This window comes from Oribacterium sp. NK2B42 (assembly GCF_000424445.1).
Classification (GTDB): domain Bacteria; phylum Bacillota; class Clostridia; order Lachnospirales; family Lachnospiraceae; genus Oribacterium.
Genome location: NZ_AUJX01000039.1, coordinates 1 through 26139, shown reverse-complemented (window position 1 = coordinate 26139; position 26139 = coordinate 1). Strand labels below are relative to the sequence as shown.

The 26139-nt window shown below is 44.9% G+C and carries 22 protein-coding genes, 2 tRNA genes, 1 other RNA gene, 1 pseudogene and 1 other annotated feature; of the genes and pseudogenes, 23 read left to right on the top strand and 3 right to left on the bottom strand.

What is annotated here, in order from left to right; genetic code table 11:
- Positions 1-93: 93 nt before the first annotated feature.
- The 9 genes from ilvB (at position 94) to rnpB (ending at position 10162) form a co-directional block, all read left to right on the top strand.
- Entirely contained in the window at positions 94-1728 is a 1635-nt protein-coding gene (gene ilvB / locus G625_RS0110745) for a biosynthetic-type acetolactate synthase large subunit (protein ID WP_029201124.1), read from the top strand.
- Between the two features lie 10 nt (positions 1729-1738).
- Complete coding sequence (ilvN, locus tag G625_RS0110740) at positions 1739-2227, top strand: acetolactate synthase small subunit (RefSeq protein WP_029201123.1); 489 nt, start codon at positions 1739-1741, stop codon at positions 2225-2227.
- A 96-nt stretch (positions 2228-2323) separates the two neighbouring features.
- Entirely contained in the window at positions 2324-2692 is a 369-nt protein-coding gene (locus G625_RS0110735) for a RidA family protein (protein ID WP_029201122.1), read from the top strand.
- A 353-nt stretch (positions 2693-3045) separates the two neighbouring features.
- Entirely contained in the window at positions 3046-4104 is a 1059-nt protein-coding gene (locus G625_RS0110730) for a deoxyguanosinetriphosphate triphosphohydrolase (protein WP_044932372.1), read from the top strand.
- A gap of 138 nt (positions 4105-4242) precedes the next feature.
- On the top strand, positions 4243-6006 hold the full coding sequence (gene dnaG, locus G625_RS0110725) for a DNA primase (RefSeq protein WP_029201120.1): 1764 nt from the start codon (positions 4243-4245) through the stop codon (positions 6004-6006).
- A complete protein-coding gene (locus G625_RS0110720) occupies positions 6006-6695 on the top strand; it encodes a tRNA (adenine(22)-N(1))-methyltransferase (RefSeq protein WP_029201119.1) in 690 nt (229 codons plus the stop codon). The genes dnaG and G625_RS0110720 overlap by 1 nt, the downstream gene beginning before the upstream one ends.
- The gene (locus G625_RS0110715; RefSeq protein WP_029201118.1) at positions 6689-7561 is read left to right on the top strand and encodes a Nif3-like dinuclear metal center hexameric protein; all 873 of its coding nucleotides are present in this window, start codon (positions 6689-6691) and stop codon (positions 7559-7561) included. Before G625_RS0110720 ends, G625_RS0110715 begins: the two co-directional genes overlap by 7 nt.
- 162 nt (positions 7562-7723) lie before the next feature.
- Positions 7724-9376, top strand: coding sequence for a nucleoside kinase (locus G625_RS0110710; RefSeq protein WP_044932369.1), 1653 nt, complete (start codon positions 7724-7726; stop codon positions 9374-9376).
- A gap of 438 nt (positions 9377-9814) precedes the next feature.
- An RNA gene (gene rnpB, locus G625_RS21330) (RNase P RNA component class A) lies at positions 9815-10162 on the top strand.
- Between the two features lie 48 nt (positions 10163-10210).
- On the opposite strand, the gene uxaC is transcribed toward rnpB, so the two are convergent.
- Together uxaC and G625_RS0110695 are read right to left on the bottom strand one after the other, a co-directional pair.
- Positions 10211-11626 carry a glucuronate isomerase gene (gene uxaC / locus G625_RS0110700; protein ID WP_029201115.1) on the bottom strand — a complete coding sequence of 472 codons (1416 nt, stop codon included), beginning with the start codon at positions 11624-11626 and terminating at the stop codon, positions 10211-10213.
- Between the two features lie 63 nt (positions 11627-11689).
- Complete coding sequence (locus G625_RS0110695) at positions 11690-12718, bottom strand: LacI family DNA-binding transcriptional regulator (RefSeq protein WP_029201114.1); 1029 nt, start codon at positions 12716-12718, stop codon at positions 11690-11692.
- A gap of 131 nt (positions 12719-12849) precedes the next feature.
- Between G625_RS0110695 and G625_RS0110690 the strand changes: the two genes are divergently transcribed.
- From G625_RS0110690 to G625_RS19460, 14 genes and pseudogenes are all read left to right on the top strand, one after another.
- Positions 12850-13881, top strand: coding sequence for a sugar kinase (locus G625_RS0110690; protein WP_029201113.1), 1032 nt, complete (start codon positions 12850-12852; stop codon positions 13879-13881).
- A gap of 58 nt (positions 13882-13939) precedes the next feature.
- Positions 13940-14189, top strand: a binding site (T-box leader).
- 152 nt (positions 14190-14341) lie between these two features.
- Positions 14342-15469 (top strand): ABC transporter substrate-binding protein, encoded by a 1128-nt coding sequence (locus tag G625_RS0110685; RefSeq protein ID WP_029201112.1) that lies wholly within the window; start codon positions 14342-14344, stop codon positions 15467-15469.
- A gap of 190 nt (positions 15470-15659) precedes the next feature.
- Positions 15660-16613, top strand: coding sequence for an ABC transporter permease (locus G625_RS0110680; protein ID WP_029201111.1), 954 nt, complete (start codon positions 15660-15662; stop codon positions 16611-16613).
- A complete protein-coding gene (locus tag G625_RS0110675) occupies positions 16606-17421 on the top strand; it encodes an ABC transporter ATP-binding protein (protein ID WP_029201110.1) in 816 nt (271 codons plus the stop codon). The genes G625_RS0110680 and G625_RS0110675 overlap by 8 nt, the downstream gene beginning before the upstream one ends.
- Positions 17422-17694: 273 nt before the next feature.
- Entirely contained in the window at positions 17695-18816 is a 1122-nt protein-coding gene (locus tag G625_RS19465; RefSeq protein WP_242826628.1) for a KamA family radical SAM protein, read from the top strand.
- Positions 18817-19201: 385 nt separating this feature from the next.
- The gene (locus G625_RS0110665) at positions 19202-19840 is read left to right on the top strand and encodes a cytidylate kinase-like family protein (RefSeq protein WP_029201109.1); all 639 of its coding nucleotides are present in this window, start codon (positions 19202-19204) and stop codon (positions 19838-19840) included.
- Positions 19840-21165: a 3-phosphoshikimate 1-carboxyvinyltransferase gene (gene aroA / locus G625_RS0110660; RefSeq protein WP_044932364.1), complete on the top strand. Its 1326-nt coding sequence runs from the start codon at positions 19840-19842 to the stop codon at positions 21163-21165. The genes G625_RS0110665 and aroA overlap by 1 nt, the downstream gene beginning before the upstream one ends.
- 176 nt (positions 21166-21341) lie before the next feature.
- Positions 21342-21413 (top strand) — tRNA-Glu (locus tag G625_RS0110655).
- A gap of 26 nt (positions 21414-21439) precedes the next feature.
- Positions 21440-21511: transfer RNA gene (locus tag G625_RS0110650), tRNA-Glu, on the top strand.
- Positions 21512-21703: 192 nt separating this feature from the next.
- Positions 21704-22576: a peptidoglycan editing factor PgeF gene (gene pgeF, locus G625_RS0110645; protein ID WP_044932363.1), complete on the top strand. Its 873-nt coding sequence runs from the start codon at positions 21704-21706 to the stop codon at positions 22574-22576.
- A gap of 126 nt (positions 22577-22702) precedes the next feature.
- The gene (locus G625_RS0110640; RefSeq protein WP_029201106.1) at positions 22703-22933 is read left to right on the top strand and encodes a hypothetical protein; all 231 of its coding nucleotides are present in this window, start codon (positions 22703-22705) and stop codon (positions 22931-22933) included.
- Positions 22934-23064: 131 nt separating this feature from the next.
- A complete protein-coding gene (locus tag G625_RS0110635; RefSeq protein WP_029201105.1) occupies positions 23065-23712 on the top strand; it encodes an RluA family pseudouridine synthase in 648 nt (215 codons plus the stop codon).
- A gap of 146 nt (positions 23713-23858) precedes the next feature.
- Entirely contained in the window at positions 23859-24767 is a 909-nt protein-coding gene (locus tag G625_RS23050) for a DUF4186 family protein (RefSeq protein ID WP_442852570.1), read from the top strand.
- A gap of 121 nt (positions 24768-24888) precedes the next feature.
- Positions 24889-25809 (top strand): annotated as a pseudogene (locus G625_RS19460) (dicarboxylate/amino acid:cation symporter); the annotation flags it as partial.
- Between the two features lie 128 nt (positions 25810-25937).
- Here the strand turns inward: G625_RS19460 and tnpA are convergent.
- A partial coding sequence (tnpA, locus tag G625_RS0110620) for an IS200/IS605 family transposase (protein WP_029201103.1) occupies positions 25938-26139 on the bottom strand: 202 nt, incomplete at its 5' end.

Here is a 26139-nt window from a genome sequence, read left to right as displayed (position 1 = left end):
TTTAATGGCAATATAATCCAAAGCCCGGCAGCTCAATGTTTAAATCACTAAGCCGGCGGACTCTATAAGAACTCAAGAAGGAGATTCCCTCATATGACAGGTGCAGACGCTTTAGTTAAATGTCTTGAGCAGGAACAGGTTGAATACGTTTTCGGATACCCCGGAGTTGCTATCGCTCCGTTCTTCAACAGCATCCTGGACACCGACATTAAAACCATACTTGTTCGTCAGGAGCAGAATGCTGCTCATTCGGCCAATGGCTATGCCAGAACCACAGGAAAAGTCGGAGTTGCTGCGGTTACCTCGGGTCCCGGTGCAACCAATATCATCACCGGAATAGCAACAGCTTTTGCTGACAGTATCCCTATAGTAGTCATAACCGGGCAGGTTAACAGTCACCTGGTGGGTTCGGATGTGTTCCAGGAGGCTGACATCTGCGGTGCCTGCGAATCCTTTGTCAAGTATTCTTATATCGTAAGAGATTCAAAGGAAATTCCCCGAATCATAAAGGAGGCATTTTATATCGCAAGCTCCGGAAGACGGGGACCTGTTCTCATAGACATCCCTATAGATATACAGAAAGAGGAGATTAAAAATTTTCATTACCCTGAGGAGGCAAAGCTTCGTACCTACCGTCCGACGGTCAAGGGTAATGCCGTTCAGATAAAGAAAGTCTTCGCAAGACTTAAGGATGCAAAAAAGCCTATAATCTGTGTGGGTGGCGGTGTTCACCTCGCTGCAGCAGAAGAAGCAGTCCGTACCTTTGCAGATAAAAATCGTATCCCGGTTGTCTGCACAATGATGGGAATCGGTGTAATGAAAACCTCGGATCCCATGTTCTTCGGAATGGTGGGCAATAATGGAAACTCTTACGGAAACAGAGCCATGAATGAAGCTGATATGATCATCATGGTAGGAGCAAGAGTTGCAGACAGATCCATCAGCCAGCCTGATCTCATTACAGAAAACAAGACCTTGGTTCATATCGACGTAGACCCTGCAGAAATAGGTAAAAATGCAGGACCAGAGATTCCTCTGGTTGGTGATATAGCAAGCGTTTTTGAAGAATTCAATCAACAGAAAAACGATGCCGATTATCACGAATGGGTTGATCTATTAAAAACCTACAAAAAGGAATCAGAAGACAAAAAGCTCAAGAATCTGCTTGAAAGAGTGAGAAAGTCCGAGCTTGTAACACCTGAAGAATTCATCATACAGCTAAGCCACAAAATGAAGGATGATGCCATCTACGTAGCTGACGTCGGCCAGAATCAGATGTGGAGCTGCGGTAATTACGTTATGCGAAACGGCAAATTCTTCACCTCCGGCGGTATGGGAACCATGGGCTATTCCGTACCTGCAGCCCTTGGCGCAAAGCTTGCAGCCCCCAAAAAGCAGGTAGTTGCGGTTGTTGGTGACGGTGGCTTCCAGATGTGCATGATGGAGCTTGCCACCATGCGTCAGTACAACGTTCCGGTAAAAATCGCTGTTATCAAAAACGGATGGCTGGGACTTGTAAGACAGTATCAGCATTTCACCTACAATGACAGATTCTCTGTAACGGATCTCTCCGGAAGCCCCGAGCTTGACAAAATAGCCGAGGCTTACGGTATGAAATATATCAGAGTTTCAAATAACAACAGCATCGATCCGGGTCTCGAAGAATTCCTCAAGATGGATGAATCCGTGCTTATGGAAGTTGATGTTGATCCATCTGAGATATCTTAAGGAGGTCCGAATGAAACGCATATATTCATGTCTTGTAGAAAACCGTTCGGGTGTACTTGCAAAGGTAGCAGGTCTTTTCTGGAGACGATGCTTCAACATCGATTCACTGACAGTTGGAGAAACTGAGGATAAAAACATTTCCAACATGGTCATCGTTTCAAGCGGCGACGAACGGACTCTTGAACAGATTGAAAAACAGTTAAACAAAAAGCTTGATATAATAAAAGTCAAAACCTTTGACGAAAGCGAAGGTCTGTCCCAGGAGCTGGTACTGGTCAAAATAAAGTATAACCGTGACAACCGTAAAGACATCATGGAAAACTGCCAGATCATGGGTGCAAGGATCATTGATCTTTCAAAGACCATGATGACCATAAAGATGTGTGATACTCCCGAACGTGTTCAGATGTTCCTTGACACCCTCAAGTCTATCCGCATCATCGAACTTGCCCGCACCGGAACTCTGGCGATAACAAAGATAAAAGAGCAGGGAGAATAAAAATAATTTACGATGGCGAATTCCATCTGTACCCGATACTTTTTTATATCAGAATTTTTCTAATCAAAAAATAAACGTATAAGGAGACTGATAATCATGGAGAAAGTTACAACAAGCAATGCACCAGCCGCAATCGGCCCATACTCACAGGCTATGAAAGTAGGAAACCTCGTTTTCTGTTCCGGCCAGATCCCTGTAGATCCTGCCACAGGAAACGTACCCGAAACCATAGCTGAACAGGCAGAACAGAGCTGCAAGAACATCAAAGGCCTCGTAGAAGCTGCCGGAAGCTCCATGGACAAAGTAGTAAAAACCACCTGCTTCCTCAGCGACATCAGCGATTTCGCAGCCTTCAACGAAGTCTACGCAAAATACTTCACCTCAAACCCCGCCAGATCCTGCGTCGCCGTAAAAGACATCCCAAAGGGTGTAAAATGCGAGATCGAAGCAATAGCTGAACTGTAAAATAATTTATTCTCACTTTACTTTTACAGTGAGACAATGTGTAAAGAAAATGCAGGGGATGTGCGGCTAGGCTTGCGAGTTGAAAGAACATCCGGTACAGGCATGTACGAACCAGATGCACGTCAGTGCAGCTGGGGCGAACATACCTGTGCCGGATGTTCTTTCAATCTCGTGGGCCGTCGCGCATCCCCTGCATTTTCTGTCCCATTCCACAACCTTACGAATTTAAAAAATTGCATTACAATCGCCTTACACTCTGTAGTGTTTCATGCACAGATGCTCCCAATATATTGCGGATTGAGCTCCAAAATGGTATCATATATTTATAAATTTTTTATAATCTGGGGGACACTATGAGCTGTATACGTGAAGAACTTGAAGAACTTGAGCGGATCACATTGTCACCCTATGCAGCCCTGTCAGCCGAGTCCTCAGGCCGTGATACATATGAAGATCCGGATGACATCCGCCCCTGCTACGAACGTGACAGAGACCGGATCATACATTGCAAAGCCTTCAGAAGACTTAAACACAAAACACAGGTATTTATCGCACCCGAAGGAGACCATTACCGCACCAGACTTACCCATACCCTGGAGGTAAGTCAGATTGCCCGCACCTTTGGAAAAGCCTTAAGACTCAATGAAGATCTAATTGAAGCCATAGCTCTGGGACATGATCTCGGCCATACACCTTTTGGACACAGCGGAGAACGAATTCTTAATGAGCTTTGCCACAACGGCTTCTCACATGTTGAACAGAGTGTACGTGTTGTAGAGGTCCTTGAAAAAGGAGGAAAGGGACTGAACCTTACAAAAGAAGTACGTGACGGTATCCTTAATCACCGTACCTCCGGTCATCCACATACACTTGAAGGACAGGCAGTTCGTTTCGCAGATAAGATTGCCTATATCAATCATGACACCGATGATTCCATCCGGGCCGGACTCATGAAAGAAGAAGAGATCCCGCGGGAGATAACAGATGTTCTCGGACACTCGGTAAAGGAACGACTTAACACGCTTATCCACGATGTGATATACAGTTCCAAAGATAAAACTGAACTCAGTATGTCACCAACCACCGAAAAGGCTATGCAGTCACTTCGTATGTGGATGTTTAACCATGTATATATGGGTGGTGAGGCAAAAAAAGAGGAAGTCAAGGTTCATCGCATGATCAGACTTCTTTTTAAATATTACATGGATAATCCCGAGTCCATGACAAAAGAGTACATGGTTATGCTTGAGAATGCCCTTTCAGGCATCAGTAAAGATGACCCTGATAAAGAAAACAAAATCCTGCTGGCACATGAACGAAGTGTATGTGATTACATTGCCGGCATGACGGATGATTACTGTATATACAAATTTAAAGAATATTTTGTCCCCATAGGATGGCAGAAATTCTAACAGGAGCCGGATAGACCGACATACATTTGTCAGCCAAAAATAACAAAAAAAACATGCTTTGAAGAGTCGGTCAGAGGTGCATCTGTGTGTCAGATATCAAGGCTCCAAAAGCAGCGTTAATAGATGAGGAGATTCACCTTGCGTTATTCTGATGAAATACTTCAGGAACTCCGGTCACGGGCAGATATAGTTGACGTGGTCGGAAAGTACGTGAATTTAAAGAAAAAGGGAGCCAATTACTTTGGGCTGTGCCCATTCCACGGCGAAAAAACTCCATCCTTTTCCGTTAACCCCAGAATGCAGATATTTCACTGCTTCGGCTGCGGTAAGGGCGGAGATGTGATCCGATTCACCATGGAATACGAGAACCTTACTTTTCCCGAGGCTATCCGAAAAGTAGCGGATGATGTAGGCTATAAGCTTCCCGAGATAAATCAGTCGGAGGAAGAAAAAAAGGAAAATGACCTCAGGGTTCAGCTCCTTGACATTAACAAAAAGGCTGCGGTTTATTTTTATAATGCCCTGAGAGACAAAAAAGGCCAGATCGGCATGAACTATTTCAAGAAGCGTGAGCTCAGTGATGAGACCTTACGGCTTTGGGGGCTCGGCTATGCGGATCAGACCAGAGACGGACTCTACCAGTACCTTAAGTCCGCAGGATATTCCGAGGATTTACTCCATCAGTCCGGACTTATTAATTACTCGGAAAAAGGAATCTATGACAAGTTCTTTAACCGTGTCATATTCCCTATCATGGATGCCAATAACAGGGTTATAGGTTTCGGAGGCCGTGTTCTCGGTGACGGAGAACCGAAATACCTGAACAGTCCCGAGACAAAGCTCTTTGAAAAATCAAGAAACCTTTTCGGTCTGTGTTACGCAAAGAAATCCAGAAAGAAATATTTCATTCTTTGCGAAGGCTACATGGACGTTATCCAGATGCATCAGGCAGGCTTTACCAATGCCGTTGCCTCTCTCGGAACCGCACTTACCGACCAGCAGTGCCGCCTTATAAAACGATATGTGGATGATGTTATATTAACCTATGACTCGGACGGTGCCGGTATCAATGCAGCCAAAAGAGCCATGCCAATGCTTCGGACCGTAGGCATTAACACAAGAGTCATAAACCTGAAGCCCTACAAGGATCCTGATGAGTTTATAAAGGCCATGGGGGTTGAGGCATTTCAGGATCGCATCGACAACGCCAAAAACAGCTTCCTGTGGCTCATAGATGTAATGAAGCAGGATTACGATCTTTCTGATCCTGCCGGAATGACACAGTACACAAATGAAGTAGCCTCAAAGCTTAGTGACATAAAAGAACCTATCGAAAGAGAAAACTATGTGAAGGCCGTTGCAAGAGAGCAGCTTATCGACCTTGACAGTCTGAGAAAGCTTGTGAATAACATGAGCGATCTCAGGGAACGTCAGTCATCACCTCTTAATGAGAGGATGTATACTCAGACAAACTTCACTCCAAAGGAGGACAAGGTTCGCAGGAAGGAAACGGCTCTGCAGAAATCAGAGAAGCAGCTTATAACCTGGCTTCAGGAAAAACCGGAGCTTATTCCTAAGGTACATGAGTTTATACTTCCGGAGGATATGAGTGATGAAATCATGGGAACGGTTCTCACCATGGTTTATAACGAAACTCCTGCCAATGAGATTCTTGACCGGTTCCGGGATTCCGACGAAGACTATGAGAGAGTGGCAGGCATGTTTAACGGAAATCTTCTTTCGGAGGATACCGACGAAAATGAATTTAAGCGGGGGCTTGAAGACATCATCAGAAACATTAAACTCACCTCACTTAATACGAAAATAGAAAACGAAGTAGATCCGCACAGACTTACAGAGCTTTTCAAGCAGCAGTCGGATCTTCAGAACCTTAAACTATAATGACCAATTTACCTGACAGACTTAAAAAAATCGTGGAGCTGGTTCCGGATTCGGAAACCGTGGCGGATATAGGCTGTGATCATGCTTATGTTTCCATAGAGCTGGTTTTAAAGGGGAAGGTCAAAAGGGCTATCGCCTGTGACATCAATGAAGGACCGCTCAGTTCCGCAAAAAGCAACATCATAAATGCCGGTCTTGCGGACAAAATAGAAACACGACTCAGTGATGGATTAAAAGAAGTTTTGCCTCACGAAGCAGACACTGTAGTCATTGCCGGCATGGGCGGACTTCTGATGGAAAAGATACTTCAGGACCGCCTTCGGGATTTTGATACTTTTATTCTTTCACCACAGTCGGATATAGAACATTTCCGGCACTTTCTCATAGATAACCGCATGAGCATAAGAGACGAGGCGATGCTCATGGAGGATGGGAAATATTACACAGTGATGACTGTTATTTCGGCTGATAGTTCCAGGGAAGAGGAACCATCAGGCGAAGACTTCTACAAAAACGAAGAAGACTTCATCTACGGAGGAATCTTGCTGCACAAGAAGGATGAAACACTTCATAAGTTTCTTCTGAAAGAAAAGAAACGGTATGAAAGCATCCTTCAGAAAACGCAGAATGAATCAATAAAAGAAGCACATAAACACTGTTTAAAAGCATTGGAGGGGTACTTATGTTAACAGTAGGGGATATTGCAGACAGACTTGACCTTTTGGCACCACCGGCATCAGCCTGCGAATGGGATAATCCCGGACTTCTTGTGGGCAGAAGAGACAAAGAGGTATTCAGAGTATGTGTTGCACTGGACGCAACCATGGATGTAATCAGTGAAGCCATTGAATCCGGCTGCGACATGATCGTAACTCACCACCCAATCATTTTTAAAGGAATCAAATGCATAAATGATAGCTCGGCTCTTGGAATCAAGCTCATGGATCTGATTCATAACGATGTAGCTGTTTATTCTATGCATACAAACTATGACAGCTGTCCCGGAGGCATGGGAGACATAGTATGCGAGACACTTGGCTTCGAGAAATCCAAGATCATGGACCCCACAGGATATGTTCCCGTGGGTAACGAAAACGGAACCCCGGAAGGTCTCAGCATTTCTGCCCCGGAGCTCGTAACTGATAATTCCGGAAATACTGTCGAAATAAAAGAATATGGCATCGGATTTGTTGCAAAGCTTCCCAATGTCATGACCTGTGATGAACTGGCTCAGCTTGTGAAGGAAAAATTTGACCTTCCGTTTGTAAGCTTTTATGACGCAGGGGCACCAATTAAAACTATCGCCTGCTGTCCGGGTTCCGGCAGAAGCGAGCTTAAAGAAGTATTGTCTCTTCATGTTGATGCATTTATAAGCGGTGATATGGGACATCATGAAGGAATCGATCTTAACGAAGAAGGTGTAAGTCTCATCGATGCCGGACACTATGGTCTGGAGCACATCTTTGTTGAGCATATCGGAAATTTCCTCAGAGACAGTTTTCCTGAGGCTGATATCGTCAAGGACTACTACCGTTTTCCGGCCAAGGCTCTGTGATTTTTCATAGTCTCCGCTTATTGATCCGGATTTCATGAGAGCAATATACTTCACATCTTAAAAACAACTATAGAAATAACTGTCCCAGGATTTCCCGCAGCTTTCCGGGGAATCCTGTTTTTGAAAAACAAGTCCAACAGCTGTTTACGAACGGAGTTTATTATGATCATTACATTAAACGGAGATAACTATGAGTTCCCGGAAGGCACAACCTTTCTTGATATGGCAAAGGAATTCCAGTCACTTTACAAGGAAGATATCTTACTTGCCAGATTTAACAGCGTATTATATGAGCTTTTTAACCCCTGCAAGGAAGACGGGAATATACAATTCATAACCGGACGGTCAAAAATAGGCCAGATGACCTATGAGCGTTCAGCCATCTTTATGATGCTGAAGGCTTTCTATAAGCTATGCTCCGACGTGAAAGGTTTCGAAGTTATAGTAGATTATACTCTGGGACGCGGGTACTACTGTCACCTGAACGGAGGCGTGGAAATCACGCCTGAGCTTCTGAAAAAGGTCAAGGATCAGATGGACGTTTATCACGAGATGAATATCCCCATCACAAAAAGCTCCATGAGAACCAACGAAGCCAGAGATTTTTTCCGTAAGGTCGGAATGCACAGTAAAGAAAAGCTTTTCCGTTTCCGTATGACTGCCAATGTTAATGTTTATGACATGGACGGCTTCAGGGATTACTTCTATGGCTATATGGTTCCGAGTACAGGCTATATAAAGTTCTATGATCTTATACCGTACGGAGAGGGGTTTGTATTGCTCCTTCCATCCCGTCAGGAACCCGATAAGATAACAGATTTTGTCCCCTTTGATAAGCTCTATAACGTTCAGCAGACCTCCTCAAAGTGGGCAAAAAAAATCGGCTGCTCCTGTATCGGATCACTGAATGAAATGGTAGTGGACGGTCACTCCGATGACCTCATCCTCATGCAGGAGGCACTGTTCGAGAAAACCATCGGCAACATCGCTATGGACATAGAAGAGAAGAAGAAAAAAGTGGTTATGATCGCGGGCCCCTCAAGCTCCGGAAAAACCACTTTTTCAAGAAGACTCAGCATTCAGCTGAGGGCCCTTGGACTTAATCCTCATCCAATTTCCGTCGATAACTATTTCCGGGACCGCGAACTTGCTCCCCTGGATGAAAACGGCAAAAAGGATTTCGAATCCATAAAGTGTGTGGATGTGGAGCTTTTTAACAATGATATGCTGAAGCTTCTGGACGGAGAAACCATTCAGCTCCCGAGGTACAATTTCTTCACCGGAAAGAGAGAATACAAGGGTGATTTTTGCAGATTAAAACCAAATGACGTTCTGGTCATCGAAGGCATCCATTGCCTGAATGATGAAATGTCCTATGCTTTATCGGAAGACGCTAAATACCGCATATATATCTCAGCCCTGACCCAGGTCAATGTCGACAGCCACAACCGCATCCCGACAACTGACGGCCGTCTCCTGAGACGTATAGTGCGTGACAACCGCACCAGAGGCTATAAAGCAAAGGATACCATCGCCATGTGGGAAAACGTACGAAGAGGCGAGAACATGAACATCTTCCCATACCAGGAAAGAGCCGATGTCATGGTAAATTCCAGCATGATCTACGAGCTCCCTGTACTGAAGATCTTCGCAGCCCCCTTACTCTTCCAGATAAAACCCACCGATCCCGAATACCAGGAAGCCAAGCGTCTCCTGAAATTCCTGGACTACATCCTCCCCATCAGCCCCGAGCTGATACCTCAGAATTCAATTATTCGCGAGTTCATAGGTGGCAGCTGCCTTGATGTTGGCTAAATAATGTGAATATTGAAAGCCGGTTACCTTAATTTAGGATAGTCACTGTGTAAATTGGAAAAAATGCAAGGGATCCGGCCAGCCAATACGTGAATTGGAAAAAATGCAAGGGATGTGTGGCTAGGCTTGCTTTATCAGCGTTTCGTAAGAAATGCTGATGCCCCCAGGCGGCGAGGCTGTTTCGGCGTAAGCCGAAATCAAACGAAAATGCCTGCGCGTAGCGCATTCTAATGGCATTTTCTCCTTGATGGAGTTGAAAGAACAGCCGGCTTGAAATGTACGAACCAGATGCACGTCAGTGCAGCTGGGGCGAACATTTCAAGCCGGCTGTCCTTTCAATCTCGTGGGCCGCCACGCATTCCTTGCATTTTTTCCTCGCCACCCATCCCTTGCATTTTTTCCTTGCAAAGTAAACCATTTAATTGTAGACTATAGGCTCGAGTATCGGATGTGGTCGCTGCCAGTATAAGGGAAACCGGCTGGGAGAGGAAAGTCCGGGCTTCACAGAGCAGGATGCCTGCTAACGGCAGGTTGCGGTGACGCACAGGAAAGTGTAACAGAGAGTAGACCGCCGGCTTCGACCGGTAAGGGTGAAAGGGCAGTGTAAGAGACTACCGCACAGCTGGTAACAGCTGTGGCATTATAAACCCCATCTGAAGAAAGACCAAATAGGAAACATATGGCTGCTCGTCAGTTTCCGGGTAGGTTGATTGAGACGTATGGCGACATACGCCCTAGATAGATGACCACTTGATACATAACCCGGCTTATTACGATACTCGATTGTTTTTAAAAGTTAAAGAGCCGGTGCTTCGCACCGGCTCTTTTTACTTATCAGCACTGCTCAAGATCAAATCCAAAATATCTTGCAGCATTGTTGTAAGAGATACCCTTGATGATCTCCTCAAGTGCCTTCTTATCATAAGGATACTCGCCGTTCTCAACCCAGCCTCCTATAAGCTCGCAAAGGATACGACGGAAGTAGTCGTGACGTGTGTAGGAGAGGAAGGAACGTGAATCTGTGAGCATTCCGTTGAAGTTTCCAAGTGTTGACAGGTTAGCGTAGTTGATAAGCTGGTCTGTCATGCCCTGCTTGTGATCATTGAACCACCATGCAGCACCCTGAGTGATACGGTTCTTAGTCGGAGCCTTGCAGAAGCAGCCGCAGATGGTGTTAATTGTTGTATTATCGCAAGGATTCAGTGAGTAAAGGATGGTCTTGGGAATCTCATCTGTAGCTGAAAGTGCATTGAAGAATGCAGCAAGCTGGTCAGCGGGAGCGTAGTTATCAACTGAATCAAAGCCTGTATCAGCGCCAAGCTTGTTATACATATCAGCATTGTTATCACGTACACAGCCGAAGTGGATCTGGAATACGAGATCTCTCTTGTTGTACTCCTTTGCAAGGAACTGCATCTCAGCTGTTCTGTACTTTGCACACTCAAGATCTGTTAATGCCTCGCCCTTAAGTCCCTTCTTGAGAATCTCATCAACCTCTGCGTCAGTAGCAGGAGCATACATAACATAACGAAGAGCATGGTCGGTAACCTTGCAGCCCATGGACTGGAAGAAATCAAGACGGTTCTTAAGAGCCTCCTTAAGGGATGCGAAATCCTTTACCTCAATGCCGGATCTTTCTGAAAGCTTCTTCATATATGAAGGGAACTCAGGCTTCTCGATATTTGTAACCTTGTCAGGTCTCCATGCGGGAAGTACCTGAACGTCAAACGTCGGATCATCCTTTATCTTCTGATGCCACTCAAGTGTATCAACAGGATCATCTGTTGTGCAGATAAGTGTAACATTGGAAGCCTTGATGATGTTTCTTACAGACATTGACTTCTGATGAAGCTTCTCATTGCAAAGATTCCAGACCTCCTCGGCTGTATCTCCGTTGAGGTAGCCCTCATATCCGAAATACTTACGGAGCTCAAGGTGAGACCAGTGGTAAAGAGGATTTCCGATAAGCTTAGGCATGGTCTCAGCCCACTTCTGGAACTTCTCACGATCTGACTTGTCTCCTGTGATGTACTCCTCAGGAACACCGTTGGTTCTCATCTGTCTCCACTTGTAGTGGTCACCGCCCAGCCAAACCTGGAAAATGTTATCGAACTGACGGTCCTCAGCGATCTCCTGTGGGTTAATGTGGCAGTGGTAGTCAAGAATAGGTGCATTCTCGGCATAGTCGTGATAAAGCTGCTTTGCTACATCTGTTGAAAGCAGGAAATCCTTGTCCATAAATGGTTTCATTTTAACTTACCTCCATAAGCATTGTCTTTATTTATGATTTATTTAAACATCGGTTTTCCAATGTTAAAATCTTGTTGTTTCTCTGGTAACCAGTTTTGTCTTTACCTTTGTTTTCTTAGGTATGGAAACCGGTTCCGGATTGCCCTCCTCATCAAGAGGGGGATTAAGCAGCTTCATGATGAGCTTGCAGACTTTCGAGCAGGATTCCTCCAGTCTTGCGTCCACACTGGTAAGCTCCGGGTTCACCGCATTGGCAAGCTTTGAATTATTGAAGCTTATGATCTGAATGTCCTCCGGGATCCTGAGTCCTTTGTGAATAGCGAACTTAAGAGCACCTACACCGGTAGTGTCGGAAGAGGAGATGACAGAATCGAAGGGTTCCTTTTCATATTCCCTGGTTAAAATCTCCTCTATACCCTTATAGCTCTTTTCACCCTTGACGATACGTACAGAATCCGCAGGAACACCGCATTCCTTTGCGCCTTCTTTGACACCATCGATTTTCTTTAATCCTGAATAACTGTCACTGGAATAAACATAGATGGTTTTTCTTGCACCTGATTCATGAAGCTTGATGAAGGCATCCTTTGTTCCTCCCTTATCATCACAGGCCACGGAGTAAACATTATCCGCATCAATGAAGCCGTTCAGCATCATCACCGGATGTTCCTTTGCACCATCGATTATGTACTGATGATCCTCAGGATTTTTCTCAACATATTTTGAACCGGCAAGAATAACCGCATCTACCTGACGTGATTTCAGAAGTTCAAAGCTTGCCTTCTTATTCTCAAGGTCGTAGCCGGTGCAGCACAGGATACTGTTATAACCGTTTTTCCTGAGATCGGTTTCGAGATAGTAGATGGCATTGGCAAGATATATATCGGAAGAGTCCGAACACATGATACCGATGGTTTTCATGGAACCTCGTCCCAAACCTCTTGCGTAGGCATTGGGAGTGTATCCGTATTCATCTATAACATCCATGACTTTCTTTCGTGTTTTCTCAGAGACATTATCCGCTCCGTTTATTACACGGGACACAGAAGCTATGGACACGCCTGCTGCTTTTGATATATCGTAAATATTCATTTGTAAATCCTTTTTTAAATTTTATGTAACCGCTTACAATTTATCTTGATTATAACCATATCTTGATATAAAATCAATGCATTATAAAAAATTTGAGACATGTATTTCAGACAATAATAAAGGAGCCGATCATGAATTTTCCAAACCGTTCTTTTGACCTTGTTACCATGGGCCAGCTTATGCTGAGACTTTCTCCTCCGGGAAATGAGCGTATCGCAAGAAGCGATGTCTTTGAGAAAAATGTAGGCGGAGCAGAGCTTAATGTTGCCGTCGGAGCATCCCTTCTGGGCCTACACACAGGTATCATTTCAAAGCTTCCTTCACACGACCTCGGTCAGTATATAAAGGGAACCATCCGAAGCTACGGTGTTTCCGATGATTTCTTTATATATGATGATTCACCGGAAGCGAGAGTAGCTGTTTACTTTTACGAGTACGGCGCATATCCGAGAAAGCCGCAGGTAATCTACGACAGACGTAATTCCAGCTTTTTCTCATTATCCTCTGATGAGATCTCTCCGGAGGTTTATGAGAAAACAAAATGTTTCCATACTTCAGGAATCACCCTTGCGCTTTCACCCGAGATCCGAAAAACAACTATTGAGGCCATAAAGAAATTCAAGGAAAACGGAGCCCTTATTTCCTTTGATGTGAACTTCCGAGGAAACCTCTGGTCGGGAGACGAGGCAAGAGAGACTATTCTTGAAATCCTACCTTATGTAGACATTTTCTTCTGCTCTGAGTCCACCGCAAAGCTTACCTTCCTTAAAGATGGCAGCTGCCGCGAAATGATCAAGAGCTTTACAAAGGATTATCCTATAAAGGCTGTTTTTGCCACACAGAGAACTGTGCACAGTCCGAAGTCTCATTCCTTCGGTTCACTGGCTTATGATGCTGAAAAGGATGCTTACTTCGAGGAGCCGCCATATGAGAACATCGACGTTGTAGACCGTATCGGTTCCGGAGATTCCTACATTTCAGGCGCCCTGTACGGTCTCATCAGTTCCGGCGGAGACGTGAGAGAAGCAGTGAAGTACGGTAATGCTACCTCCGCAATGAAGAACACCATCCCCGGCGACCTGCCTCAGAGCAATCTGAAGGAGATCAACGCTGTCATCGAAGATCACTACTCAACAGGATTCCATAGTGAAATGAATCGGTAAGTAAAAAAACATTTGACACTTTGAATTTAACGTGCTAAAGTACCGTTAAACTAATAAAACAAAACCGATGACAGAGAGAAGTAGTTTATCTTTATCGTCACAGAGAGCCGCAGCTGGTGGGATTGCGGTACGGGCGGATAAGTGAATGGACTCTGGAGGGTGCTCAGAAAGACTTGAATATCTGAAGTCGAGTATGCGGCAACGGGTTCTGCACCGTTATCAGGCAGCACATATGCTGGTATGTGAAGAGTGACCTTTTTATAAAGGTAATATGAGTGGTACCACGGATTTATAAATTCGCCTCATGTCGGGAGTGATCCTGACATGGGGCTTTTCTTTTTAGTCCAAGGTCGGCAGGCTTTCAATCCAAGTACGATGCCTGAACCCGGGAGAGGACGATAAATCTGTATCACAATGGCGCTCCAGTAAACATCTTTTTACATTATGGAGGAAAAATCAAATGAAAAAACAGTTAATCGCAGCATCTATGGCAGTTCTTATGGCAGCATCTCTTATGGGCTGCAGTTCAAACACAACACCTGAGGCTACATCTGGAGCCGCAGCTTCTGAAGCAGCAGCCACTGATGCAGCTGGATCAGAGACCTCAAAAGAAAATGCTGATGCAGACTCAGCTGATAAGAAAGATTTCAAAGTAGGTATAGTTCTTTTCATGGATCATCCGTCACTTAACCAGATCAAGGACAATGTTGCTTCTGAGCTTGATAAGCTTTCCGGAGATATGGGTGTAACATTTAACTATGCAGACTACACCTTCAACGGTCAGGGAGATGCAACGGTTCTCAATCAGATCGCAAGTGAGCTTATATCTGATGAAGTTGACGTTATCATCCCAATCGCAACTCCTGCTGCACAGGTTGTTCAGGCAGCTGTGGAGGATAAGGGTATCCCGGTTGTATTTTCAGCAGTTTCAGATCCGGTAACAGCAAAGCTGGTAAGCTCCATGGAAACTCCCGGATCAAACATTACCGGCACCTCAGATGCACTTAATACAAATGCCATCATGGATCTCATGTTTGCAGTAAACCCGGAAACAGATTATGTAGGTCTTCTTTACTCAAATTCAGAGGATGCTTCAAAGCAGCCTATAGAGGATGCCAAGAAGTATCTTGACGATAAGGGCATCAAGTACATTGAAAAAACAGGAACAAAGACTGACGAGATTCAGGCGGCGGCAGATGCTCTTGTGGCAGAAGGCGTTGATGCGGTATTTACACCGACCGACAATACCATCCAGCAGGCTGAGCTTGGTATCTACGAGAAGTTCCGGGATGCAAAGATCGCTCACTACGCAGGTGCCGACAGCTTCGCTCTTAACGGTGCTTTCATGGGCTACGGAGTTGACTACTCATACCTCGGAGTTGCTACAGCTGATATGGTTGCCGATATTCTTGTAAACGGCAGTGATGTTGCAACAACTTCAGTTCAGACCTTCGATAACGGTATCGCAACCATAAACACAGATACCTGCGAGGTTCTCGGTCTCAACCTTGATGATGTAAAGAAAGCCATTGAGCCGCTTTGCACACAGATCGTTGAAACAAAGACAGAGAAGGAATTCTCAAAGTAATCATATTAATATATAATCATAACAGCAATACACTCTCAAGCTTCCCGGGGAAACCGACCGGGAAGCACTTTGTTTTGTAACACTTATCCACCGAGACGGTTTTCACCTGTCCACCGGGGACGGTTCTCGCCGACGATAACCGTCCCCGGTGGACAACCCCGGTGGTCGAAATTTTCAGGAGGAAATTCCATTGACCGGATTTTTAACAGCAGGCATAGTCCGCACCGCACTTGAGGTGGGACTTATCTATTCACTTGTTGCACTTTCACTTTTCATCAGTTATTCAATCCTTGACATTTGTGACCTTTCAACTGATGGCTGCTATACCCTTGGCTGCGCAGTAGGCGCGATCATCACCATAGCAGGTCACCCCTTCCTGGCGATCCCTGCAGCAATGCTTGCGGGCATATGCTCCGGATATGTGACGGCACTTCTCCAGACCAAATTCGGCGTGGAAAGCATTCTCGCCGGAATCATTGTAAACACAGGACTTTACACGGTAAACCTTGCCGTTATGGGTTTCAGTTCCAATGTTTCCATCTTCGGAACAGACACCATTTTTTCTCTTTTCAAGGGTCTCAGTGATTCTGACTTCTGGAAGGACTGGTCCACACTTATTCTGCTGGCAGTAGTAGTTATTATGGTCTCAGCACTTATCAAATGGTTCCTTGGTACGACTCTCGGTCTTTCCATCCGTGCAACCGGCGACAGCCCTGCCATGGTGAGAGCTTCCTCCATAAACCCTATATTTACCATTACCGTCGGACTTTGCTTCTCAAACTCACTTACAGGTCTTGCAGGCTGCCTTATCGGTCAGTACAACAAGACCTGTGACATTAACCTTGGTACAGGTATGGTAACCATAGCCCTTGCGTCTCTTGTCATCGGTGAAACCCTGTGTGGAAAAGGAAAGATGATAGTACGGATACTTGGCATGGTCATCGGTTCCTGCCTGTATCGTTTCATTATTTCCATCGCCCTTCGTCTCAATGTTCCTACCGAAGCGTTTAAGCTGGTATCGGCAGTTATCGTTGCCATCGCCATCGCAGCGCCGAGAGCAAAGCAGCTTATTGCATTTAAACATAAGCAGCTCACTGCAATGCAGGAAAGAAAAGCTATGAGAGGAGGCAAGGCAGATGCTTAAGATCGAACACATCTTTAAAACCTTTAACACAGGAACAGTAAATGAAAAAAGAGCTCTGACAGACCTTTGCCTCACTCTTGAAGATGGGGATTTTGCAACCATTATCGGTTCAAACGGTGCCGGAAAGTCTACATTATTCAATGCCATCGCCGGCTCCTTTTACACCGATTCGGGTTTCATAGAGCTTGACGGAAAGGACATCACCTTCGAGCAGGAGCATGTGAGAAGCCGCTACATCGGACGCCTTTTCCAGGATCCTCTCATGGGTACAGCACCACACATGACCATAGAAGAGAACCTTTCCGTTGCATATCTCAGGGCCAATGAGCATAAGCGTGGTCTTTTCAGCCATGTATCAAAGGCAGAAAGAGAGAAGTTCAGACAGCAGCTTTCACTTCTTGATATGGGACTTGAGGATCGTATGGATCACCCTGTGGGACTTCTTTCCGGAGGACAGCGCCAGGCTCTGACACTCCTTATGGCTACCATGGTAACTCCAAAAATCCTTCTTCTTGACGAACACACCGCGGCTCTGGATCCTTCAACCGCAGCCAAGGTTCTGGAGCTTACCAAAAAGATAGTAGCAGAGAACCACATTACCTGCCTCATGGTAACCCACAATATGAACCAGGCTCTGGAGCTTGGCAACCGAACCCTGATGATGAACAGCGGAAACATCGTCTTCGACGTCAAGGGCGAAGAGCGCTCCCACATGACCATCCAGGACCTCCTTGATAAGTTTGAGGAGCGCGCCGGAAAAGGTCTCAATAACGACAGAATATTACTATCAACAAAAGAAAGAGTTTGATCACAAACTCGATCGCTGATAAATCAATACAGCCGGGACATATTTATGATCATGTCCCGGCTGTATTTTATCTGGCAATGGAAAAAACCGCTTCTTTTTTTTCGTTTGAATCGTGAATTTCTTTTATTTGGTATATAATTTCTTTATAGTTAGTTATTAAAACAGTGCAGCTATCGTGACAGTCGATAAAGAAATTCTTTTTATCAATGTCCATATTCACTAAACAAAAATGGTTTTGAAAACATCTTTCCAGAGAAAAAGAAAGGAGAGCATATGAGTAATTCTACACTATCTTCCCTTATGTCCCAATGTATCCGATCTGTCGACCAGTTAGAGAAAGTCTTCAGTCTTTCACCCGAAATTGCTGATCAGATCAGACATATCGAAGAGAAATACCCTATCTGTATCACTCCCTACTACCTGAGCTTGATAGACAAAAATGACGATCAGGATCCCATCCGCAAAATGTGTATTCCCACTGCGGCGGAATTTATCGATGGCGGCCTGGAAGATCAGTCAGGTGAGACGGACAACACTGTTGTCGCAGGTTTACAGCATAAATATCAACAGACAGCCCTGATTCTGACCACCAACCAGTGTGCCATGTACTGTCGCCACTGTTTCCGTAAACGTATGGTCGGCAACACTTCCGATGAGATCGCCTCTCAAATTCCTGCAATGCTTGCATATATCAAAAACCATTCTGAAATCGACAATATCCTGCTATCCGGTGGAGACGCACTCATCAACTCAAACGAAGTCATAGAACGCTATCTCGAAACCTTTAGCAAGCTTGAGCAACTGGATTTCATCCGTATCGGAACCCGTACACCTGTTGTACTTCCCATGCGGATTTATGATGACTCAGAGCTTTTGGAAATACTCAGGAAATACTGCGCCATAAAACAAATCATCATAGTCACACATTTTAACCATCCTAAAGAACTCACTCCGGAAGCAAAAAAAGCCATTCATTCCCTTCATGCAGCAGGTTGTATAGTTCGAAACCAGACGGTTCTCCTTCGGGGAATCAACGATGACCCTGAGGTGCTGAGCACCCTGCAGAACAGATTACTCAGCTATCGGGTCATTCCCTATTACATATTCCAGTGCCGTCCGGCCAAGGGCGTTCTTAACGAATTCCAGATTCCTATCCGCGAAGGCTCCAGGCTGGTTGAGGAAACCAGGAAACGAATGAACGGCCAGTCCAAGAGCCTTCATTACGTCATGTCTCATAGGACAGGGAAGATTGAAATCCTCGGTCCTATGACGGACGGTAAAACCATGCTCTTCAAATATCACCAGTCCAAAGCCCCGCAGGATCAATCCAGGATTTTCCTCTGCGATCCCAAAGACAATTGCTGGCTAGAGGATCATATACCCAACGGGGACTAAAAAAGGTTGAAAGAACACCTGAATGTTTTTTTCATCAACTAACAGTAAGAATATAGAAAACGGAAGAAAATGCAAGCGATGTGCGGCTAGGCTTGCCTTATCAGCGTTTCGTAAGAAATGCTGATGCCCCCAGGCGGCGAGGCTGTTTCGGCGTAAGCCGAAATCAAACGAAAATGCCTGCGCGTAGCGCAATCTGATGGCATTTTCTCCTTAGGGTTGAAAGAACATCTCGTGTTGTTTGTACGGCTAGGGCGCACGTCAGTGCGAACTAGACGAACAAACGGCACGAGATGTTCTTTCAATCCCGTGGGCCGCCGCGCATCCCTTGCATTTTCTGTACCATTATATATACTCTAAGTAGAAAAAAACTTTTCAGGAGGCAATTATGATAAAAAAGCATTTTGTCATCACCATTGACAGACAGTATGGTTCAGGCGGACGTGTAGTTGGTAAGCGCCTCGCAGAAGAATTAGGAATTCATTTTTATGATAATGACATATTGAAACTCACATCGGAACGTACAGCTATAGGAGAGCAGTACTTCCGTCTTGCGGACGAAAAGGCAGGCAACAACATCCTCTATAAGATCGTTTCACACCTGACTCCGGATATCTCCAGCCCTAAGCTTGACGAAAATATCGTATCCCCGGAAAATCTTTTCAGATTCCAGGCCGAAGTAATCCGTGAGATCGCTAAAAACGAGACCTGCATCATTGCCGGCCGCTGCAGTAATTTCGTACTGTCCGAGGCCAAAATGGAGGATCACGTAGACTTCTTCGTTTATGCAGACGAAGAGACCCGTATCAAGAGGGCGATGGACTACAATAAGATTGAAAGAGAAGAAGCCATCAAGAGGATCAAACGAATCAATAACGAACGAAAGAAGTACCATAAGTACTATACAGGACAGGACTGGATGAATCCGGAAAGCTATGATCTTATGATCAATGCTTCCCGTATCAGCTACGATGAGATGGAAGTCCTTATGAAAGACTATATTCGCATGAAGGGATTTATCGACTGATGAATAAAACTGTAAAAGGCATCGATAGACCACTCCGTGGAGAGCTCACTGTTCCCGGAGACAAAAGCATTTCCCACAGGGCCGTAATGCTGGGGTCACTCTCCGAAGGAGTGACACGTGTCAAAGGCTTCCTTAACGGTGCGGATTGTCTCTCTACCATAGGGTGCTTCAGAAATCTCGGTATAGATATCGAGCTTAGCGATGACGAAAAAGAAGTTACCATATACGGAAAGGGTCTCCATGGGCTTAATGCCTACAACGGTGTTCTGGATTGCGGAAACTCCGGTACTACAACGAGACTTATCTCCGGCATCCTTTCAGCCCAGAGCTTCGACTCAGAGCTTACGGGAGATGAAAGCATTCAGAAACGTCCCATGAAACGTATCATGAAGCCTCTTATGGAAATGGGAGCTGATATCACTTCTGTAAAGGGTAATGACTGCGCCCCTTTAAGTATTCACGGAAAGTCTCTTCACGGCATAACCTACGAGTCTCCCGTAGCAAGCGCACAGGTTAAGTCTTCGATTCTTTTCGCCGGTCTTTACGCCGACGGAAAGACAACTGTCATTGAGCCAACCTTATCAAGAGATCACAGCGAAAGGATGCTGAGAGCTCTTGGTGCCGAGGTTTCCACCCGTGAGCTTCCCGACGGAAGAGCGGAGATAAGTATCGAACATTGCGAAAAGTTAGTGGCTCCCAAAGAGGTTCTGGAGATTCCCGGAGACATTTCTTCGGCAGCCTACTTTATTTCAGCAGCACTGCTGGTGCCGGGTTCTGATGTGATCATCAGAAATGTAGGCATTAACCCCACAAGAGACGGCATCATCGAAGCTTATCTAAGTATGGGTGCGGATATAACTCTTGAAAATAAGAGAGTTTCAGGTTCTGAAGATGTTGCGGATGTTCATGTGCGATACACAGAAGGACTCCATGGAGCTGAGATAGGTGGATCCCTTATCCCGAGACTTATCGATGAGCTTCCGGTTATAGCAGCCGTAGCGGCAGGTGCTTCAGGAAATACGGTGATCAAAAATGCTGCCGAGCTTAAGGTTAAGGAATCAAACCGTATTGCGGTTATGGTGGAGGGCCTCGAAAAGGTTGGAGTTAAAGCCACCGAAACAGAAGACGGAATGATCATCGAAGGACAGGGCAGAGGACTAAAGATATGTTCCGGCGAGATAGATACTCATAAGGATCACAGGATTGCCATGACCTTTGCGGTGCTTGCCCTTGCCGGGACACAGGATACCGAGGTAAATCTCATCGACGGAGATTGTATCAATATTTCCTACCCGACCTTCTATGAGGATATGGCAAATCTCTGATCATAAAACACATATTGAATCGCACTTCTGATGTTTCCTCTATTGATTATCGGCGATTCTGATCAAGTTATACAATATGTATGGTCGATAACCAAATGTAATATCAAAAGGTTGTTGACATTCTTGTTACACTCTGATAAATTATTCAAGTCGCATAAAAAGCGGCTTGATAATATGGCGGATTGGTCAAGCGGTTAAGACGCAGCCCTCTCACGGCTGAATCCCGGGTTCGATTCCCGGATCCGTCACTTGGTTTTCAAATTTTATATGTTATGGCGGATTGGTCAAGCGGTTAAGACGCAGCCCTCTCACGGCTGAATCCCGGGTTCGATTCCCGGATCCGTCACTTAGCTTCAGGTCATTGACCTGAAGCTTTTTTATTACATAAGTATGGTATCACAAGGATTTATGACAAGTTTTCGTATAAAACCCGGTTAGTAGTGTTAACCTCATGAAGCGAGGTTAAATGGTCTGATGTCCCAGAAAAAAACGAAACAAAGTGTAGTACATATACAAATACCGTATTCCAGAGGTGCATATGATTATTAAACATTTTTCCGACAAACCCATTATGAAAATTAAAACAGCAAAAAACGATGACGGAAGTGATCTTACATATCTTGAATTTCCTGCACTTAATGCTCAAGGCATTGCCGAACACGCTTTTTCAACACGTCTCGGAGGAGTGAGCAAGGGCATCTGGTCAACCATGAACCTAAGCTTTACAAGAGGCGATGATCCTGATGCTGTTTATGAGAACTTCCACAGGTACGCAAGACTCTTTAATGTTGCCGATGACCGTATGGTCTTCACCTTCCAGACTCACACCACCAATGTCCGTTATGTGAAGGAAGAGGATGGAGGCAAGGGCTTTACGGTGCCGAGAGATTATACCGACGTTGACGGTCTTATTACCGACGTGCCGGGTTTGGTTCTGGGAGTTTTCGCAGCCGACTGTGTTCCGCTTCTTTTTCTGGATCCTGTACGGAAAGCCATAGGAGCCAGCCATTCCGGATGGCGCGGAACCGTGAACCGCATGGGAGAAGTAACCATAAAGAAAATGCAGGAACAATTTGGTACAAAACCAGAAGATCTGATTTGTGCCATAGGTCCCAGCATTTGCAGACATTGCTACGAAATCTCAGAAGATGTAGCTATGGAATTTATGAAGGCATTCCCCGATCACAAAGAGGAGATTCTGACCGATGATGGTTTAAATGAAAACAATGAGTTCAAGTACCACCTTGATCTCTGGGCTGCCAACCGCATTGTATTAGAAGAAGCCGGTGTAAAGAGTGAAAACATCAGCATCACAGATCTTTGTACCAATTGTAATCCGGACCTTCTTTTCAGCCATAGGTTTACCCATGGGAAGAGAGGAAATAACGGGGCTTTTATAATGCTGAAATAAGAAGCATTTCAACCTTGTGAAATCAGGCTCAAGCCGGTTTATATGTCACGAAATAAGTACTTTTTAAAAAACTTTGATGTGGATTTTTCTGTTTCGTGTTAGAATCACGAAAAGGAGACTTTAACTATGACTATGAATTTACCATTAGCTATTTTGATCATCATATTTTTGGCATCCATCACCGTTTATATTTTCAAAAACGGCGCCCGCATGGACAAGCTTACAAAAGAAGAACAGGAGACCATCATAAGGTCTCGCTGCTCCACCTGCAGGATGTCACACTATTGTAATGATTCAAAGCTTGGCAAATGCAGTACCACAGATAAATCGGCCTCAGCTCAGTCTGAACAAAAGTAGTCAGCTGACAGCTGAAATATTCCGATAAATCGGAGCAAAAGCGGTCAGGCACCGGATTAAATATTCCAAAAAACAAATCATCCAATATTCCCAAAACTCTTGGTTTATAGCTGAGAGTTTTTTTAACGCCTATGAAAATCATTAAAGAAACCAAAAACTATATAGTTGTAAATAAGGCCCCGGGAGAAGACTCCGAACATGATGTTCCCCGGCTTTTGGCAGAAGAACTAAAGAAAGAAAACACTGATTTTCTCTGCATTCACAGACTTGATAAAACCGCCGGAGGACTTCTGGTCTACGGCAAAAACAAAGCTGCCGCAGCAGAACTTACAAAGCAGCTTCAGGATGGCACTCTGAAAAAATCTTATCTCGCCATCGTTCCGGGAGTTCCGGAACAGACAGAAGGTGTTCTCAAAGATCTTTTATATAAAGATAAAACAAAGCAAAAGATGTTCCCGGTAAAGCGCCTGCGTAAGGGTGTAAAGGAAGCTGTCCTTAGTTTCATGGTTGCAGCCACTAAAGAATGGGAAGGTAATGTCATATCTCTTCTGGAGATAAGCCTTCAAACCGGCCGCTTTCACCAGATACGCTGTCAGTTTGCATCCCGCGGCATGCCTCTTTTGGGAGACGGCAAATACGGATCAAGAATCAAAACGAAAAATCTCTGTCTTTTCTGCCGGAGCCTAAGCTTCTATGACTCTGTTGAGAAAACAGATGTCGCTTTCTCAGCAGATCCACCTGAGGAAGAGCCGTGGACAGCTTTTAAAAATGACTTTTGATTACGTTGGAATCAAGTCATTCCTATGGGACTGGGCAGACATTTTTCAACTCTGACTTTTGACTATTTACGCTTTATACAAAAACGCCTGCAAATCCGCAGGAAACCATGATCAAAATCATCATTTCACATCAACGGAGGCATCAAATGGATATCCCGGTAAAAGCTTCATTATCCATTAGTTTTTCAAATCAAAGGGAAGCAGAAGAGAAACTGTCTGCAATTAACGAACTTAATCTCGAAGAAATCCCGGATGGCGTTGCGCTTCTGGCAGAGCCCCTGACAGAAAAAATAGATATCGCTTCTTTTCTTGACTTCGAAAACATTTCATACCTCAGCTGCTCAGGGGATAATACTGATGAAGGCTCTGTTCTTGACTTCGACTGGGTACTGGACCTGAGGCGCCAGTGCATCCTTCATGACATTCCCTTTTATTTCACTTCAACCGGTGCTAACTTCCGCATGAGGGGACGTGACTTTCACATCGGTGAAAAGTTCCGTGAATCCCAGGCCGCAAAAGCAGATGTTCATTACTATCCGGTTTCAAGAGCGTTCAATCCACCTGTATTTCAATCTACAATCGCACCCAAGAACTCTATAAATCCTGACACCGCTGCCGTCCTTTCCATTCCCGGCATCAATTATGAAATCGAGGTAGAACCTGAGGACAGATACATTGACAAGCTCTTTACCCGTATAAGCTACAGTAAATTCCGTTCCTCATTTCACTTGCGTGAGCAGGAGAGAAACTACTATCTGTCACAGGGTGAGGAGGTGATCCGCCGGCACGCCATGGATTTTGTTTCCAAAAAACTTGCGCCTGCTGAGCCTGAGAATGACGGAAAACAGACTCCCATGAAAGGGCATCCCGTTTTCATCGCCCAGCACGCCACCGCCTGCTGCTGCCGCGGCTGTCTCCATAAGTGGCACCATGTCCCGGAGCACAGGCCTCTTAGTGAAAGCGAGCAGCAGTACATAGTTAAAATCCTCATGTGCTGGATAAAAAATGAGATGAATGGCAGTCCGGCAGAAGACAACAGGGAAGAAACAGTCTGAACCATTAAAAATGTAATTATTATTTAGGTCTCTTGCACAGAAAAATATTTCCATCGTTCCCCTTGGTAGTGTAAAATATTACCATCAGTTAATTTATGTATACTTTTTTAAAGGGGGAACCATGGAACAGAAAAACAAATTATCCTTAGCCGTACAGATTTTCATCGCTTTGATACTGGCTGTCATCGTTGGTCTTTTAATGCAGAGCCATGCCGATTTTGCCAATGACTACATTAAGCCCTTTGGTACCATCTTTCTCAATCTGATCAAGTTCATCGTCTGCCCTATCGTTCTTTTCTCCATTATGTCGGGTGTTGTTTCCATGAAGGATATAAAGAAGGTGGGTTCCATCGGTGGAATGACAGTTGCCTATTATCTTGTGACCACGGCATTTGCCATAACCATAGGTCTGGTATTCGGTAATGTCTTCAAAGGTGCGTTCCCTGCTCTTTCCACTACAAACCTTAGTTATGAAGCAGCTGCACCCACATCCTTTATGGACACCATCGTAAATATATTTCCAAGTAACTTTGTGAAACCCCTTTTGGATGCCAACATGCTTCAGATCATCGTTATGGCACTGCTGCTTGGATTCGCAGTTATACTCATCGCTGATGTGGCACCGGATGCCAATGAGAGGATAATCAACGATATCAACGACCTAAGCAATGTATTCATGCGTGTTATGGAAATGATATTGAAGCTTTCACCTGTCGGTGTATTCTGTCTTCTTTGCCCTGTTGTCGCGAAGAATGGTCCCATGATCCTGGGATCCCTGGCGATGGTGCTTCTGACAGCTTATATTTGCTATATAGTCCATGCAGTCCTGGTTTATTCATTGACAGTCAGATTTATAGCAAACATAAGTCCCGTCCACTTCTTTAAAAAAATGGCTCCTGCCATGATGTTCGCTTTTTCCAGCGCTTCCAGCGTGGGAACATTACCACTTAACCTGGAATGCGTAACGAACCTGGGTGCCTCCAAGGAAGTCTCGTCCTTTGTACTTCCTCTTGGAGCTACCATAAACATGGATGGAACCGCAAAGTCAGTACCACCAGCCCTGCTGGTGGTTTGAGTTAACCCCTTCCGGGGCAAGTGTTGTGATTCCGCCTAAAGGCGGTCTAGCAAACCATTCTGATGTTACTGGTTACCACTTAAAAGTGGTTCTCATTATCCTTCCGCACGATCTGCTTTAGTTTGATCTTCTATATATTTTTTTATTGTAGCTTCATTAACATTTCCTACCGTTTCGCAGTAATAACCTCTTGCCCAAAAATGTCGATTATTTCTTTCCCGAAATTCCGGGTGCCTATCGAAGATCATCAACGCACTCTTTCCTTTGATTCTCCCCATGACTTTGGATACTGCCTCT

What these genes read in the sequence shown, in the direction of transcription:
- ilvB (WP_029201124.1), top strand. Translation starts at nt 94, where the DNA reads ATGACAGGTGCAGACGCTTTAGTTAAATGTCTTGAGCAGGAACAGGTT.
- ilvN (WP_029201123.1), top strand. Translation starts at nt 1,739, where the DNA reads ATGAAACGCATATATTCATGTCTTGTAGAAAACCGTTCGGGTGTACTT.
- G625_RS0110735 (WP_029201122.1), top strand. Translation starts at nt 2,324, where the DNA reads ATGGAGAAAGTTACAACAAGCAATGCACCAGCCGCAATCGGCCCATAC.
- G625_RS0110730 (WP_044932372.1), top strand. Translation starts at nt 3,046, where the DNA reads ATGAGCTGTATACGTGAAGAACTTGAAGAACTTGAGCGGATCACATTG.
- G625_RS0110720 (WP_029201119.1), top strand. Translation starts at nt 6,006, where the DNA reads ATGACCAATTTACCTGACAGACTTAAAAAAATCGTGGAGCTGGTTCCG.
- G625_RS0110715 (WP_029201118.1), top strand. Translation starts at nt 6,689, where the DNA reads ATGTTAACAGTAGGGGATATTGCAGACAGACTTGACCTTTTGGCACCA.
- G625_RS0110710 (WP_044932369.1), top strand. Translation starts at nt 7,724, where the DNA reads ATGATCATTACATTAAACGGAGATAACTATGAGTTCCCGGAAGGCACA.
- uxaC (WP_029201115.1), bottom strand. Translation starts at nt 11,626, where the DNA reads ATGAAACCATTTATGGACAAGGATTTCCTGCTTTCAACAGATGTAGCA.
- G625_RS0110695 (WP_029201114.1), bottom strand. Translation starts at nt 12,718, where the DNA reads ATGAATATTTACGATATATCAAAAGCAGCAGGCGTGTCCATAGCTTCT.
- G625_RS0110690 (WP_029201113.1), top strand. Translation starts at nt 12,850, where the DNA reads ATGAATTTTCCAAACCGTTCTTTTGACCTTGTTACCATGGGCCAGCTT.
- G625_RS0110685 (WP_029201112.1), top strand. Translation starts at nt 14,342, where the DNA reads ATGAAAAAACAGTTAATCGCAGCATCTATGGCAGTTCTTATGGCAGCA.
- G625_RS0110675 (WP_029201110.1), top strand. Translation starts at nt 16,606, where the DNA reads ATGCTTAAGATCGAACACATCTTTAAAACCTTTAACACAGGAACAGTA.
- G625_RS19465 (WP_242826628.1), top strand. Translation starts at nt 17,695, where the DNA reads ATGAGTAATTCTACACTATCTTCCCTTATGTCCCAATGTATCCGATCT.
- G625_RS0110665 (WP_029201109.1), top strand. Translation starts at nt 19,202, where the DNA reads ATGATAAAAAAGCATTTTGTCATCACCATTGACAGACAGTATGGTTCA.
- aroA (WP_044932364.1), top strand. Translation starts at nt 19,840, where the DNA reads ATGAATAAAACTGTAAAAGGCATCGATAGACCACTCCGTGGAGAGCTC.
- pgeF (WP_044932363.1), top strand. Translation starts at nt 21,704, where the DNA reads ATGATTATTAAACATTTTTCCGACAAACCCATTATGAAAATTAAAACA.
- G625_RS0110640 (WP_029201106.1), top strand. Translation starts at nt 22,703, where the DNA reads ATGACTATGAATTTACCATTAGCTATTTTGATCATCATATTTTTGGCA.
- G625_RS0110635 (WP_029201105.1), top strand. Translation starts at nt 23,065, where the DNA reads ATGAAAATCATTAAAGAAACCAAAAACTATATAGTTGTAAATAAGGCC.
- G625_RS23050 (WP_442852570.1), top strand. Translation starts at nt 23,859, where the DNA reads ATGGATATCCCGGTAAAAGCTTCATTATCCATTAGTTTTTCAAATCAA.